Consider the following 14765-nt stretch of genomic DNA (forward strand, 5'->3'; position numbering starts at 1 on the left):
GAAGTCTGACATATCTAATTTTGTAATAATACTCGTGAGAATGGTTAAAAAAAGTCCGATGACCTCAACGATCACTATCATAGTCCCTATAATCAGTGGATTATTAACTTTTTATTCTTACGCTGTCCAAGTGAATATCATTAACGGTGTGGCTCGCGGTGTTATGACCCTGCTCCCTATTCTATGGTTTGTTGTGATTCATGGCGTACAAGCTTGTTCATTAAGCATAACCAACATGATGAAGAATCGAATGAATGCGGAACTAACCCTAGCTTTTCAATCCGAATTGATAGATATTGCAAACCGGGTTGATTTTGAGGATTTTGATGATGAAGAGTTTGGAAATAAACTGCAAAGAGCTAAAAAGGTAGTTGGAGAAGATTTAGAGGGGATTACAGGTTTTTTGGTATCTAGTGTAGGAATTATCTCAGGATTAATAAGCATCATCTGGTTGTCGGCGACAAGTGGTTATTTCTTGGTCACATTCGTAGTAACACTAATGATCGTGACTGCCTTATCCATTCGATTATTTACGGAAATTAAAGTGAGAAGAACAGGAAGAGAGCTCACCTTTGATGGAAGAATGGGGGACTATCTTGCTAACACTTTGGAAGACCCTAATGCGATTAGAGAAATGCGAATGTATAACTCCATCTCTTATTTTACAAATCTCTGGGCAATGATTATGAAGAAGCAGCATAATAAAAGATTTAGCGCCAGAAAATTCGAGATCAAAACAGGGATGGTTGTGGCTATGGTTCAGACAAGTGCTATCTTTGTTGTTCTAGTGTATCTGTTAAATAAAATGGGGGAGTCTAATACAGTTACAATTGGAACAATTTCGGTGTTATTTCTAGCGCTGTTATCCAGTGGTGGTAAGATTATGAGTTTGACCTGGCCATTAAGCAAGCTTTACATCAGCAGTAGCAAATTATATGACTTAAATGAAGTACTTACATATAAGAACAGGGATTTTCGCAAAAATAACATCAATAATTCAACTGATGCTATGCTCCCAATTAGCGTTTCAAATGTCTATTTTAAATACGTCAAATCGAACAAGAATGTCTTATCTAACATCAATATGACCCTAAAGCCGGGTGAGAAAATAGCCATCGTCGGTGAAAATGGAGCAGGGAAATCTACGTTGATTAAAATGTTGTTAGCTCAATATAGACCAAGCTCCGGAACGATTAACTGGAAGGGTCATTTAGAACCTCACGGAAAGGTGTCCGTCGTATTCCAGAATGCTGTAAAGTTTGAACTGACACTAAGAGAAAATATCCTATTGGGCGATGCGAATACACCTTCAGATGATGCTAAAATACTAAGGGTTCTAGAACAATGTGAGCTGATAGATTTGCTCCATGAATTAGGCGGATTAGATGTGAATTTGGGGCAATTAGTAGAAGGAAGCAGGCAGCTATCAGGTGGACAATGGCAAAAGCTGGCGATTGCCCGCGCGTTATACAATGATGCGGAGCTTATAGTATTCGATGAACCTACTTCTGCGATTGACCCGAATGCCGAGATAGAGATCTATACGAAATTATTAGAAATCTGCCAAGATAAAGCAGCTATTTTTATTTCACATCGCTTGGGTTGGGCGAAGAATGCTGATACGATCTATGTTATGTATCATGGAGAAATTGCTGAAGTAGGAGATCATCAAGACTTAGTACATCACAATGGGATTTATGCAAACATGTACGCTTTACAATCCTCTTGGTATAAGTAGCTTATTAGATGTGATTGCGGTTGATATAAGATGGCATATTCTCCTTAACTATACTCATGAGGTTTACTAAAAAAATCCACAACAAATTTCTGGAATTGTATAGCCGCTTGTGATAAAAAGTGTTTTCTGCTCCAGGCGATGCCAAAAGTGCGCTGACAAAACGGATCGGTTATTTTCAATTGAATGATTTCTGTGTTTTTACTTCTCCTGCTTAAGGCTAAAGGGAGAGTAAAGGTGATACCCAGCCCCATCTCAACTAAGGTTTGAACGGCACTTACTTCTTCGAGCTCGAAAGCAATTAGTGGTTCGAATCCAGCTTGACGGCAAAATGCATCTGTAATTTCACGGAAATTAGATCTAGAAGACAAAGAAATGAAATTCTCACCGGCAGCTTCAATCAAAGAAATACTTTCGCGATTGGCAAAACGATGATTCTTCGGCACACTTAAACATAATTCCTCTTCTGCTAAGGTAAACCATTCGATGTCTGGTCCGGTAACAGGTGTCGAAGATATACAAAAATCAATCACTGCACTCTCCAGATCGTTTCTCATTTCTAATGCTGAGCCAAGCTGACGCTGAATGATCCGAACGTGCGGGTGAAGGGTAAGAAACTCTTTTAGTAAAGTGGGCAATACATACGGTAGTGTTACTGCTATAGATATTACTCCATGTTCAAGTCCGGCCATATCCGTGAGCTGATGCTGACCTTCATCCAGTTCCAGAAATGCTTGCTCCACACGACGAAGATATGTTTTTCCGAATTCGTTCAATTTTAAATTTCTGCCTTGGCGTTCAAATAAGGGAACACCTAAGCTTTTCTCCAAACGTTGGATGGAATTGCTAAGTGAGGGTTGAGATACATTTAATTCTTTGGCGGCATTAGTCATGTGCTCAAGACGAGCAACTACACGGAAATATTGAAGCTGAAGGAATTCCATAACATTGACCTCTCTTTATTCATAACTCTAATGTGATATATCCATCATATAATATGTATTTTACTTAATTAATTTTCGGTCCTATACTATTGTAACATATAAAAAGATATAGGTAGGATGGAGAGAGTCTGCTGTGATTAGAGAGAAAATTTGGACCCGGAATTTTATTGTTGTTTGTTTGAGTAGTTTTTTTATGTTTCTGACCTTTTACATTCTGGCGACTGCATTCCCGTTATACGTGAAGGAAAGCTTGCACGGGAATCAGCAGCAAATGGGGTTAGCCATTACCATCTATGTCCTCGGAGGTGTATTGATCCGTCCTTTTTCAGGACAATGGGTTGATAAATTCGGTAAAAAGAAAATGGCGGTTATTGGGCTGGTCTTATTCCTACTCGCCTGTATAGGATACTTCGGAGCTAATGGAATTGTATTGTTTCTGGTGATTCGTTTCATTCACGGTATGAGTTATGCGGTTGCTTCGACAGCGACAAGTACAATAGCTTCCACACTAATCCCGTACTCACGCCAGGGTGAAGGCATCGGTTATTTTAGTATGTTTATGAGCATTGCGATGGTCATTGGACCAGCTTTGGGTCTTTTTCTATGGAAAGATGAGAACATTCATGTATTGCTGTTAGGTGTATGTGTGATTGCTGCGCTTTCGCTGTTATTCACATTAGGCGTTCGTATGCCCAAAGAAGCGAAGGATACGGTTAAAGAGGCCATTAGGGAACCTGTGAAGATGCGAAAGGGTCTTCGCTGGAGTGATGTCATTGAACCCAAAGCACTGCCCATCTCGCTTGTCGGATTTACGCTTGCGTTCTCCTATAGTTCTTTATCTGGTTTTATCGCTTCTTTTACAAAAGAAATTAACCAATCACAGCTTACCGGTTATTTTTTTGTGGCCTTTGCGATTATGATTGTGCTGTTTCGACCGCTAATCGGTAAAGTATTCGATAAATATAATGAACATATTCTCATTTATCCCGGAATTCTGATCTTTGCTGTAGGTCTGCTTAGCTTAAGTCAAGCTAAATCCGGATTCATGCTGATGTTCTCAGGCATCATTATGGGGGTTGGGTATGGCGCACTTATGCCATGCTTTCAGACGCTTGCACTAAAATTAGCCGATAAAGAACGTAGAGGAAGCGCAAATGGAACCTTTTTCTTGTTATTTGATTTGGGGTATGGAGCGGGTTCTTATATTATGGGTGTAGTTGCTTCTTATACAGATTACCGTATGATGTACGAAGTTGCAGGGTTCGTGACGCTTATCTCAGTTGCTGTATACTATTTGCTTCATCACCTACCTCAATCTAAGCTTCGCGTTCAAAAATCTAAAGCTGACGTTGCATAAATGTATACGTTCAGCTGTATGATATAATTGTTGAAAAAAAAGCATGGGGAGAACAATATGACTACAATCATTGATAAAATCGCCTGGATTCATATCGAGAATGGACAAGTCTTATGTGCGCGTTCCAAAGGGAAAGATATGTATTATTTACCTGGAGGAAAAAGAGAAGCGGGAGAAACAGACGAAGAGACACTCGTGCGCGAAATCGAGGAAGAGATTTCTGTTCAGATCAAGACAGAGACGGTCTCTTATTTTGGCACGTTTGAGGCAGAAGCTCATGGTAAAGCAGAAGGTGTTATAGTTAAAATGACCTGTTATATTGCGGATTATGAAGGGACATTAAAGCCAGCGTCCGAAATCGAGGAATTATCTTGGTTAAGCTATAAGGATCGGGATCGTGTGTCTGTTGTTACCCAAATTATTTTTGATCAATTGCATGAGAAGAATTTGCTCTCATAATCAACCATATATAGTATTTGAAGTCCGTTTTAAGCCAGCAAGTTGGCTTGAGACGGTCTTTTTATTTCTACGTGTAACGCTCGTTCGTTGGACCATAGCAACGTTTCTTCTCATTAAGGACAGATGTCCTTTTTTAAACCCTTGAATTGCTATTTAATATGTAAGAGATCGAAGTTGAGGAGAGAGAGAAATGAGAGGAATTATATTTGCGTTTTTAGCGGGGGCTTGTATTACACTACAGGGCGTATCAAATGCTCGAATTAGCCAGGATATCGGGACTTGGCAGGCAGCGACAATTACACAGTTAACAGGGTTCATCATGTCCTTCCTAATTCTTTTGTTCGTTAGAGATGGGAAATGGGGAGGATTTAAGCAAGTAAAACCCTTATATTTGATCGGCGGCGCTTTTGCAGCTGTAATTATTTTCAGTGAAGTAACGGCTATTCAGCAAATCGGTGTTACGTTTACAATATCCTCGTTATTGATTGCTCAACTATGTCTGACGTTCTTAATCGATATTAAAGGCTGGTTTGGAATGGAAAAGAGAAAAATGAGACTGCCGCAATTCATCGGCATCGGGGTGATGATCGTTGGCGTAGTGATACTGAAATTCTAATGGCCTTGTGCAAACTCGATAAATGGAGGAGTTAAGTTATGATTATTGGTTTGATATTAGCACTTATCGCGGGATCATTCGTGAGTCTGCAAAATATATTTAATACAAAAGTTAATGAAAAGGTTGGATCTTGGGCCACGACAACTTTAGTGTTAGGGATGGGATTCCTAGCTTCATTTATCATGAGTCTTATCGTTGAAGGAAACCGCATATTTACTTTGAGAAATATGGAGCCTTGGTATTGGATCAGTGGTTTGATCGGGGTTGGGGTAGTAATATGCCTTGTGCAAGGTACAAAACGGCTCGGCCCAACGTATGCGATTTCGATCGTATTAATCTCTCAGCTTGGGTTTGCACTGCTCTGGGATTCACTAGGCTGGTTAGGGCTTGAAAAGGTTCCTTTTACTTGGAAGCAGTTGGTCGGAGTGATTGTTATTGTTGGAGGTATTCTCGTGTTTAAGCTAGGTGGCGAACGGGAAACGCAGAAGGCGGCTTAGTCTTCCCCTCAGTCGCATGTCTGTCAAAATAGAAGTGATGGCAGTCACACGAGGATGGAAGCAAATGAAATTATACTTGGGAAAGTAATAGCTCAATTATAAATAAGGAGTAGATCATCCTATGTTCATACAATTGAACCCCAAAACTATTGAAAAGTTAGAAAAAGGCCTTGATGAACGACCAGGATATTTTAAATTATTCTTCGATACAGAGGGCTGTGGTTGTAATGGCGTAATCGTAATTCAAATCATTAGTGAACCTCATCACACAGATATCGAAGTGCAGAAAGAGCCTTTTACTTTTTTGGTTGACCGGCAACAGGAGTCTTTATTTGATGAACAGATGCGACTTGAAGCAGATGAGAATTACCCGTCATTCCGATTAAGTAGTGATTCGAGTTTGTTAGGAAGTAATATTCGTGTAAAAGATATTCGTTAGGCAGGTTGGAGCAGTTGAATGTAGAGTGTGTAGAATAGCTGATGAAGCGATTCTACACACTTTTTTTATGTTTTCGAGAAATAATATTGCAGACTATGTCACGTCGTGATATAGTCACGTTAAGACATATTTAAATGCGACGTATTCATAAAGGGAGCTGGGCATGTTGAACCCTGAGAAAGTATTGAAGAAATATGTACCCATGACCGAAACGGCATTCTATATTCTTTTATCCTTAGATGAGCCACGACATGGATATGGAATAGTGAAGCATGTGGAGAAAATTACGAAAGCCCGTCTTTTGTTAGGCTCTGGTACAGTATATGGCACGTTAACGAAGATGCAAAAAGATGGGATGATTACTGTTTTTGCGGATGAAGAGAGAAAAACGGTTTACGAAAGAACAGACATAGGGATGCTAATTCTTGCTACGGAGATTAATAGACTTAAAGAGCTACACGAGAATGCTATAAAATATGGAGGTGACGTAGATGATCATCAAAGTATGTAGACCCTTTTGGACTTATGATGTTCAGAAAACCGAAGACTGGTTAGCTTCTATGGCGGAAAAAGGCTTTGCACTTATCCGACTCAACCGTTTAACTAGATATTTTTACTTTGAGCAGGGCGAACCGAAAGCAGTTACCTATCAGATCGTATTTGATAAAGTTCCAAATCAGTCCCTTTCAAAAGGATTATCAAATTTTGGATGGACGAAGGTGTTACAGAGCGGCAAATGGGTTGTGACGATGAACAGGCTGCCTTTAGAACAAATAAGAACATTTCCTGATCGAGAAGGGATCGTAAAGCATAACAAGAAGATCATGTATATTTTTATGGGGATATTGATTTATTTAATGGTTGCATTCCTCAATGTAATTTTGATAAGTGCAATAGCCATGAGTGTTTCCGAGTTTGGCCATTTTAATGTCTTTAACGGACCGTATGGTTTTATTCCTGCTACTGCATTAGGACTTAGCGTGATCTTATGTATTTTCACCGTATATTCGCTGATCACATTAAACAAGACTAACAAGAGATTAACAGGGGAATTCATACAACCAAACAAGAAAAATGGCCAAGGGACATCCTTTCTGAAAGACAGGTTAAGTAAGAATGAAGAGAAACGTCTGAAAAGTTCAGGTCAACTTGTTATGAAGTGGAAGCTTGGATGGATGTATGCGCCGGATCGTCTTGAGGCGTGGCTAGAGGAAATGGAAGAAAAGGGATATAATCTGTACAGAGTTGGCAAAACAGGAACTGCGTTTTATTTTAAAAAAGGGAAGCCTCGTAAGATCTGTTAATGTGCGGACTTACAAAATACTGCTGATACCAATTATTTCAACATTCACACGGATTCTGGCTGGGTATGTCTGTATCATTCGAGTTCATGGAGTCAGAAATGGGTCTTATGGGGCCAAGAATATGTGCCAGGCGAAGTAAAACCTCGAATTTATAGCGATAAGTTAAATCAATTGAAACTGGCTAGACGTATAGCTTTAACGTATACAGCCATGTTCTTACCCCTCACTATTTTATATGTGTATATCATAATATTAAATATAAAATTATCGACTTACTCGAATTTGGATCGATTGCAGCTCATGAATTTGATCTTGTACGCCATCTTAATTCTAATGTTTGGCTCATATGTTAGTCGAACTTGGCTATATTACAACCGGCTTCGTAAACATCATCAATAATATCGTGGAGGTGGATCATGCAACAGAACATTTATGACAACTCTGAGTTTTTTCAAATGTATAAGAACTTAAGGGAATCAAGAATTACATACAATGACTTTATTGAACAACCTGCAATAAGAGGTTTGCTTCCAACTCTACAAGATTTGAATGTTCTCGACCTGGGTTGTGGTTTTGGTGAAATGGCAAACTATATGATTGATAACAATGCTTCACACGTAACAGGAGTAGATATATCAGAGAAAATGTTAGCTATGGCAGGGAAACGATCTCAGATCCGTTATGTACAGGGCTCTATGGCGGAAATCGATTTTAATAGCAATGAATTTGATTTGGTAGTAAGTTCGTTAGCTTTTCATTATGTCGAGGATTATAAAACCCTCATTAGTAGGATTTCAGATTGGATTAAACCCAATGGGCACCTGGTATTTTCAACAGAGCATCCGGTTGTTCTATCGAATAAGAGCCAAAGTGGGTGGGTTAAAGATCCCGATCAAAATATTCTTCATTGGCCTATTGATAATTATGGCGAAGAAGGTCTCAGATCACAGTTTTGGGGAATCGATGGAGTTATTAAATACCATAGAAAGCTTTCAACATTACTTAATACTTTGATCCAAAATGGACTCGCTATTGAAGAAATTGTTGAACCTGAATCCAACCTTGAGGGTCTTGAGAAGATGCCCAAATTAATAAATGAAAGAAGGAGACCTTCATTCATATTAATTAAGGCTAGGAAAACAGTTATGCATGGACAGTAATTTTCAGTTATGAATGAATTTTACCAACCGATTAAGGACGATTACTTTATACTTATGTATACAGCATCTGCAAGGAAATTAAGGGGAGTGTTTGTATGCATGAAATACCTCATGAGGATTATTATAAAGTGAAGCCACTACTTCAAGGAGAGCATATCCATCCCGAAATTCTCTCTTTAATTGAAGGCAATAATCCAGGTTGGATCTTTGTCGATCAACTTACAGCACCAAAGAGTGCGTTAGTGTGGAGTCAGGGAATTGAAGGGTTTTATCTTATCGGTAATCACACCAATCAAGCCTTTATCCATGCACTGGACAGTTATGTAACAGATCATATTGTACCTAGAATGAAGGAACTGGGGATGGAACATTTCGAAGTTTCTGGTCAACATGATGAATGGAATCTGGAATTGATGTTTCCTTCTAGGAAGCTATATCCTTTTGAACAGATGGTGTTCAAGTTACTTCACAAGCCGCCTGCGACGCAGACTAATGGGATTAGAACTATAAATCTTAAAATGCTGGATTGGGAGAACTCAGATCTAAAGAATATAGAATTTGTACATGAAAATATTGATTTATTCTGGTCATCGAAAGAAGACTTTGCCGAAAAAGGCTACGGATATGCTGCTGTTGAGGGATCTGAGGTTATGGGTGTGTGTTATTCTAGTTTTGTTACACAGGATACACACGCAATCGGAATTGAAACCCTTCCTAAATATCAGAAACAAGGAGTAGGAGCACATTTAGCAACGCTAGTAGTTGAAGATGTGCTTGCCAATGGCTTTATTCCTTACTGGGATTGTTCTACTGATAATGAAGCTTCGAAAAAATTGGCACTACGGCTAGGGTTTCAACAGATACATCAATATAAGTGTGGTGCTTTTGCAATATAATCCTTTTAGAGACGTCTATTCCATGGAGTAGACGTTTTTATTATATTTACCGTGGAGTTGTAAATACTTTAATATGAATAGTAATTTGGTATAACTCTATAATTATGAGAGAATGATCATCGGAACGAATGGAACGATTGAATATATTATAAGGTTAGGATGATCATCCATGAAAATTTTTCTTGTCGAGGACGATAGAACGATAGCATCAGGACTTGAATATTCATTACAGCAGGATCATTTTGAAACCCTTCTATGTTATGACGCCTCCTCAGCCAAGGCGGTGTTATCAGAGCAGTTATCAGAGCTCACCTTATGCATCTTTGACCTCTCACTTCCGGATGGCAGCGGTTATGAATTGTGCAAGATCGTGAAAGCGCAAAGTGATATACCGGTAATTTTTTTAACGGCGATTGATGATGAGGTCAATGTGGTGATGGGACTCGATATGGGGGCAGATGATTACATAACTAAGCCTTTTCGGATTCGGGAGCTACTATCGCGGATTAAATCCGTCTTAAGGAGATATAACAAGCAGGCTCAGACCCAATCCACTATCGAATTAGAGAATATTCGGATTAACACGCTTGAAGGAAAGGTATATAAGAACGGCGAAGAAGTGCTATTGACCGCATTAGAATATCGATTATTACTGATCTTTGCTAACCATGTTGGTCAGGTTCTCTCAAGAAATCAATTGTTAGAACGGATTTGGGATGTGGCAGGTGAATTCGTGAACGACAATACATTATCGGTTTACATAAAAAGACTTAGGGAAAAGTTAGAAGATAACCCCCAAGAACCAACACTGTTCAAAACAGTTCGAGGGTTGGGTTACAAGGTAGGTGAATAGGATGCTTCGTAATAGAGAATTTAGATGGTTATTGTTTACGATGTGCTTGATCAGTCTTGTGGCTACAGCGGTGGCGACATTTATATCGTTAGAGGCGGTAGGGCTCACAGCTGGGACTTCAGCTTTGCTTATAGCTTGTAGTGTATTGTTTACCCGCTGGAGATATGGTGAAATTGAAAAGCTCTCAGGATATCTACGTCAAATCAGCAGTGGGAATTATTCGCTCGATGTTCGTGATAATCAGGAAGGTGAGCTTAGTATCCTGAAGAATGACATTTATAAAGTGACGCTGATGTTATCCGAGCAGAGTGCGCAATTACAAGAAGATAAAATGAAGCTCACCAATGCGATTTCAGATATCTCTCATCAGCTCAAAACCCCGCTTACTTCCATGACCGTGATGGCAGATTTATTAAGTGATCCTGAGCTGCACACTGAGAAGAGAATGGAGTTTACCCGGAAAATTACGATCCAACTCGAACGAATTGGTTGGCTAGTCTCCTCTTTATTAAAGTTCTCCAAGATCGATGCTGGAACCATTCATTTTAAAAAAGATCTTGTTGCGGTGACCAAGCTTGTTCAAAAATCGTTGGAGCCCATGTTAATTCCAATGGATATTAAAGAACAACGCATCTTGATTGATGGAGAAGAGAGCACCACATTTGCGGGCGATCTCAATTGGACAACTGAGGCGATCATTAATATTCTGAAAAACTGTGTAGAGCACACACCTGCTGGGGGAGAGATTTCGATTTCTTTTGCAGAAAATACACTGTTTACGGAAATTATCATTACAGATAACGGCAAAGGAATCCCAAAGGCAGAGATCCCCTATATCTTCAAACGATTCTATAAAGGTAAGAATGCAAGCGAAGATAGTGTAGGGATTGGACTTGCTTTGGCACAAAGCATTATCACAGGACAAACCGGAACGATCGATGTGAAGAGTGAAGTGGGGAAGGGTTCACAATTTCAGATCAAATTTTATAAACAAGTCTTTTAGCACATATGGCTTAGTGACTAGAATGTCACTTTAGAGTCACTGGATAGTCATTGTAGACAGATATACTGATCTCATCAACAAATGGAGGTCTAACAATGGACATTTTAAAGATTGAACATCTGTCTAAAACATATGGAAAAGGCGAAACAGCGGTAAAGGCATTGGATGATGTATCTTTTTCGATTAAAAAAGGGGAATTCGTAGCGATTATCGGGCCATCTGGCTCCGGGAAATCGACCATTCTGCACTTATTAGGCGGAGTGGATAGACCGACAAGCGGCAAAGTATTCGTAGATAACACGGATATATATGAATTGAATGAAACACAGCTGGCGATCTTTAGACGCAGACAAATTGGGCTGATTTATCAATTCTATAATCTTATACCAGTCCTAACGGTCGAAGAGAACATCACTCTCCCTTTACTTCTTGATCAGCACAAGGTAGATAAGAAACAATTTGCGGATACTGTAAAGGCGTTGAATTTGGAAAATCGCTTAAACCATCTTCCGAATCAGCTCTCAGGCGGGCAACAACAGCGGGTCTCTATTGGTAGAGCGTTAATTAGTAATCCCGCAATCATGCTGGCAGATGAGCCAACCGGTAATCTGGATAGTAAGAACAGTGGTGAAATTATAGATTTATTAAAAATGTTTAATAAAACCTATAATCAAACGCTGATTGTCATTACTCATGATGAACGGATTGCACTGCAAGCAGATCGAGTCATTACCATTGAAGATGGAAGGATCGCTAAAGATGAGGTGATTCGTCCGTGAATATCGTAAATAAATTAACACTTAGACATTTGAAGCAGAATAAGCGAAGAACCATGGTTACCATCATTGGAGTCATCATTTCTGTGGCTATGGTGACGGCTGTGGCAACGCTTGGTTTTTCATTTATGGAATTAATGAGGAAGCAGAGTATCTCGACTAATGGAGAATGGCATGTCCAATATAGAAATATTACTAAAGCTCAGCTCAAAGCGATAGAAGATGATGATGCAACGAAAACACTTGTCATCTCAAATGATCGTGGCTATGCCCCTTTAGTGGGGGGACAGAATGAGAACAAGCCCTATTGGTATATCAAGGAATATAATGCAGCTGGTTTTAAACAATTTCCGATTGAACTTCTGGAAGGAAGACTCCCGAAAACTAACTATGAAGTAGTCATTTCTGAAGAAATTGCAAAAAATGCTAAATTAACCTACAAGATTGGTGAAACTTTAACGCTCGATGTCGGAGAGCGAGTCACTAGGGATGATAAAAATAGTGGTCAGCCCTTATCTCAGAACGAACGATTACGGACTGAAGAGGATACTCTGAATGAAGAGATCATTCATAAAAAACCAATGAACTACACGATTGTGGGAGTGATAAAGCGACCCACTTGGGAACCAACATGGTCTCCGGGTTATACTGCCCTAAGTTATGTGGATGAAAGTTTGATTGGAGCAGCCGAAAAAGCTACAGCGACAGTTGTATTAAACAAGGTGGATAGCTCCATATACAAACATGCAGAGGAATTGGCAAAAGAAAACAAAATAGAGTCGATTTCTTATAATAATAGTCTGCTGCGCTATTATGGTGTGACGAATAACGATGGCTTACGTAATGCACTTCTTTCATTGTCGGTCATCGTTATGACTGTGATTATCATTGGCTCTGTTTCTTTAATCTATAATGCATTCGCGATTTCTGTCTCGGAACGTGCACGTCATTTAGGAATGCTCTCCAGCGTAGGTGCTACAAAGAGGCAGAAGAAGAATTCGGTGTTTTTTGAAGGAATGATCATCGGTTTAATTAGTATCCCTATTGGGATCCTTTGCGGAATTGCAGGAATCGGGATCACTTTTATGTTCATCAATACGATGATTCAAGATGTACTAGGGATAACTGAAAAATTAACAATGGTTGTTACCCCTCTGTCCCTATTCACCGCTTGTATAGTATCGATACTGACGATTTTTATATCCACCTTTCTTCCAGCTAGAAAAGCTTCAAAGATTTCGGCGATTGATGCAATCAGACAAACAACCGATGTTAAGCTCTCTGGTAAAGCGGTGAAAACATCTAAGTTCGTTCGCAAGTTATTTGGAATTGAAGCGGAAATTGGTTTGAAGAATTTAAAGAGAAATAAACGCAGGTATCAAGCAACTGTGTTCTCCCTTGTCATTAGTATTGTTCTATTTTTAACCGTATCATCATTCACTACAAATATGAAAAAGTCGGTAGAACTCTCACAGGATGGTTTGAACTATGATATTCAAGTTTATATGGGGACAGAGGACGCTCAAAAAGTAGATCGGCTGACGAAATCGATATCTGCCTTACCCAATATAACGGAATATAATGTGGTCAGGGAACTAAGCTTGAGTTCATGGATTGATGAAAAAGATATGGCAAAAGAATTGCAAGAGATCGTGGAGAAGGATAGCAGTATTTTAAAGAATGGGAAATATCCTTACTACATTCAGATCCATGCCCTAAATGAACAGAGTTTGAGAACCTATGCAGAATCCGTCGGTGTAAGTTATGAACAATTAACGAATCTCAATCAGATGGCAGCTATTGTGAATGATACCGTCACCTTTGAGGATGAGAACGTCAAAAAGATTATTGAGACCAAAGCTCTTCATTCGGAAATCGGTCAGAAGCTTGATTTAATTTATACGGATTGGAACACAGAGAAAGAGACGAAATTACCACCAGTAGAAATTGTCGCATTAACTGATAAACGTCCTATGGGTGTTCATTCAGCACTAGTTGGTGGATTAAACATCATTGTCTCTGACCAAGTCTTCGATCAATTAACAAATGATACGATGAGTAACGATATACAGAGCCGACTAAACCTGAACAGCTCTGATCCGTTAGCGACACAACAGGCCATTGAGGAAATGAAAGAGCGGAATATCTATGTTCAAAATGTGTTTCAAAATAGACAAAATAGTGAGCAGATGATCATGTTAATGTCTATTTTTACCTATGGTTTTATTGCTTTGATTACCTTAATATCGATTGCGAATATTTTCAATACGATATCAACCAGCATATCACTTCGTAAAAGAGAGTTTGCGATGTTGAAGTCTGTAGGGATGACGCCAAACGGTTTTAATAAAATGATTAATTATGAAAGTATCTTCTATGGGATAAAATCACTACTTTACGGGCTTCCGATTAGCATAGTCGTGATGTACTTGATCTATAGATCCATGATGAGTAGTTTCTCCTATGGATTCGAACTTCCGTGGATGAGTATCTTGTATGTCATAGTCGCTGTATTTATCATCGTTAGCTCAGCTATGCTGTACTCCAGTTCAAAAGTGAAGAAGGAAAATATTATTGATGCTTTAAAACAGGAGAATATATAAAGTTTAGCCGCGATCATCGCGGCTTTTTTAGACTTATTTGAAGGTATATATTTTTGGGGGTATTTTGTGTCATATATGACACGAACAGTATGTTATTACATATAAATCCCTATGATATAATGT

15 protein-coding genes are annotated in these 14765 nt (G+C 39.1%); 14 read left to right on the forward strand and 1 reads right to left on the reverse strand.

Going from position 1 to position 14765, the window contains the following annotated elements; translation table 11 throughout:
• The first annotated feature begins 40 nt into the window (after positions 1 to 40).
• Entirely contained in the window at positions 41 to 1738 is a 1698-nt protein-coding gene (locus MHB64_RS14530; protein ID WP_341134693.1) for an ABC transporter ATP-binding protein, read from the forward strand.
• Positions 1739 to 1782: 44 nt separating this feature from the next.
• Here the strand turns inward: MHB64_RS14530 and MHB64_RS14535 are convergent, their stop codons facing one another.
• A complete protein-coding gene (locus MHB64_RS14535; protein WP_094874269.1) occupies positions 1783 to 2679 on the reverse strand; it encodes a LysR family transcriptional regulator in 897 nt (298 codons plus the stop codon).
• A gap of 133 nt (positions 2680 to 2812) precedes the next feature.
• On the opposite strand from MHB64_RS14535, the gene MHB64_RS14540 reads away from it, so the two are divergent.
• The 13 genes from MHB64_RS14540 to MHB64_RS14600 all read left to right on the forward strand — a co-directional run bounded on the left by MHB64_RS14540 (position 2813) and on the right by MHB64_RS14600 (position 14642).
• Positions 2813 to 4036: an MFS transporter gene (locus MHB64_RS14540; protein ID WP_094874270.1), complete on the forward strand. Its 1224-nt coding sequence runs from the start codon at positions 2813 to 2815 to the stop codon at positions 4034 to 4036.
• Positions 4037 to 4093: 57 nt separating this feature from the next.
• On the forward strand, positions 4094 to 4495 hold the full coding sequence (locus tag MHB64_RS14545; protein ID WP_094874859.1) for an NUDIX hydrolase: 402 nt from the start codon (positions 4094 to 4096) through the stop codon (positions 4493 to 4495).
• Between the two features lie 190 nt (positions 4496 to 4685).
• Complete coding sequence (locus tag MHB64_RS14550; RefSeq protein ID WP_094874272.1) at positions 4686 to 5111, forward strand: DMT family transporter; 426 nt, start codon at positions 4686 to 4688, stop codon at positions 5109 to 5111.
• Between the two features lie 38 nt (positions 5112 to 5149).
• Positions 5150 to 5608 carry a DMT family transporter gene (locus tag MHB64_RS14555; RefSeq protein ID WP_094874273.1) on the forward strand — a complete coding sequence of 153 codons (459 nt, stop codon included), beginning with the start codon at positions 5150 to 5152 and terminating at the stop codon, positions 5606 to 5608.
• Positions 5609 to 5729: 121 nt separating this feature from the next.
• A complete protein-coding gene (locus MHB64_RS14560; protein ID WP_341134694.1) occupies positions 5730 to 6047 on the forward strand; it encodes an iron-sulfur cluster biosynthesis family protein in 318 nt (105 codons plus the stop codon).
• A gap of 163 nt (positions 6048 to 6210) precedes the next feature.
• Positions 6211 to 6558 (forward strand): PadR family transcriptional regulator, encoded by a 348-nt coding sequence (locus tag MHB64_RS14565; RefSeq protein WP_373455801.1) that lies wholly within the window; start codon positions 6211 to 6213, stop codon positions 6556 to 6558.
• Positions 6539 to 7351, forward strand: a complete 813-nt coding sequence (locus MHB64_RS14570; RefSeq protein WP_341134695.1) for a DUF2812 domain-containing protein — start codon at positions 6539 to 6541, stop codon at positions 7349 to 7351. Before MHB64_RS14565 ends, MHB64_RS14570 begins: the two co-directional genes overlap by 20 nt.
• Before the next feature lie 416 nt (positions 7352 to 7767).
• The gene (locus tag MHB64_RS14575) at positions 7768 to 8511 is read left to right on the forward strand and encodes a class I SAM-dependent methyltransferase (RefSeq protein ID WP_341134696.1); all 744 of its coding nucleotides are present in this window, start codon (positions 7768 to 7770) and stop codon (positions 8509 to 8511) included.
• Between the two features lie 95 nt (positions 8512 to 8606).
• The gene (locus tag MHB64_RS14580; RefSeq protein WP_094874278.1) at positions 8607 to 9407 is read left to right on the forward strand and encodes a GNAT family N-acetyltransferase; all 801 of its coding nucleotides are present in this window, start codon (positions 8607 to 8609) and stop codon (positions 9405 to 9407) included.
• A gap of 169 nt (positions 9408 to 9576) precedes the next feature.
• Positions 9577 to 10260: a response regulator transcription factor gene (locus MHB64_RS14585; RefSeq protein ID WP_341134697.1), complete on the forward strand. Its 684-nt coding sequence runs from the start codon at positions 9577 to 9579 to the stop codon at positions 10258 to 10260.
• A gap of 1 nt (position 10261) precedes the next feature.
• Positions 10262 to 11263, forward strand: coding sequence for a sensor histidine kinase (locus MHB64_RS14590; RefSeq protein ID WP_341134698.1), 1002 nt, complete (start codon positions 10262 to 10264; stop codon positions 11261 to 11263).
• A gap of 95 nt (positions 11264 to 11358) precedes the next feature.
• On the forward strand, positions 11359 to 12042 hold the full coding sequence (locus tag MHB64_RS14595) for an ABC transporter ATP-binding protein (RefSeq protein WP_042127549.1): 684 nt from the start codon (positions 11359 to 11361) through the stop codon (positions 12040 to 12042).
• On the forward strand, positions 12039 to 14642 hold the full coding sequence (locus MHB64_RS14600) for an ABC transporter permease (protein ID WP_341134699.1): 2604 nt from the start codon (positions 12039 to 12041) through the stop codon (positions 14640 to 14642). Before MHB64_RS14595 ends, MHB64_RS14600 begins: the two co-directional genes overlap by 4 nt.
• The last annotated feature ends 123 nt before the right edge of the window (positions 14643 to 14765 follow it).

Origin of the sequence: Paenibacillus sp. FSL K6-2859 (assembly GCF_038008265.1) — a bacterium.
GTDB classification, from domain to species: Bacteria; Bacillota; Bacilli; order Paenibacillales; family Paenibacillaceae; genus Paenibacillus_AQ; species Paenibacillus_AQ nitricinens.

Bases quoted from the DNA above. Each gene is read 5' to 3' on its own strand.
- MHB64_RS14550 (WP_094874272.1), top strand. From the start codon at position 4,686: ATGAGAGGAATTATATTTGCGTTTTTAGCGGGGGCTTGTATTACACTA.
- MHB64_RS14570 (WP_341134695.1), top strand. From the start codon at position 6,539: ATGATCATCAAAGTATGTAGACCCTTTTGGACTTATGATGTTCAGAAA.
- MHB64_RS14595 (WP_042127549.1), top strand. From the start codon at position 11,359: ATGGACATTTTAAAGATTGAACATCTGTCTAAAACATATGGAAAAGGC.
- MHB64_RS14575 (WP_341134696.1), top strand. From the start codon at position 7,768: ATGCAACAGAACATTTATGACAACTCTGAGTTTTTTCAAATGTATAAG.
- MHB64_RS14545 (WP_094874859.1), top strand. From the start codon at position 4,094: ATGACTACAATCATTGATAAAATCGCCTGGATTCATATCGAGAATGGA.
- MHB64_RS14585 (WP_341134697.1), top strand. From the start codon at position 9,577: ATGAAAATTTTTCTTGTCGAGGACGATAGAACGATAGCATCAGGACTT.
- MHB64_RS14555 (WP_094874273.1), top strand. From the start codon at position 5,150: ATGATTATTGGTTTGATATTAGCACTTATCGCGGGATCATTCGTGAGT.
- MHB64_RS14530 (WP_341134693.1), top strand. From the start codon at position 41: ATGGTTAAAAAAAGTCCGATGACCTCAACGATCACTATCATAGTCCCT.
- MHB64_RS14560 (WP_341134694.1), top strand. From the start codon at position 5,730: ATGTTCATACAATTGAACCCCAAAACTATTGAAAAGTTAGAAAAAGGC.
- MHB64_RS14535 (WP_094874269.1), bottom strand. From the start codon at position 2,679: ATGGAATTCCTTCAGCTTCAATATTTCCGTGTAGTTGCTCGTCTTGAG.
- MHB64_RS14590 (WP_341134698.1), top strand. From the start codon at position 10,262: ATGCTTCGTAATAGAGAATTTAGATGGTTATTGTTTACGATGTGCTTG.
- MHB64_RS14565 (WP_373455801.1), top strand. From the start codon at position 6,211: ATGTTGAACCCTGAGAAAGTATTGAAGAAATATGTACCCATGACCGAA.
- MHB64_RS14580 (WP_094874278.1), top strand. From the start codon at position 8,607: ATGCATGAAATACCTCATGAGGATTATTATAAAGTGAAGCCACTACTT.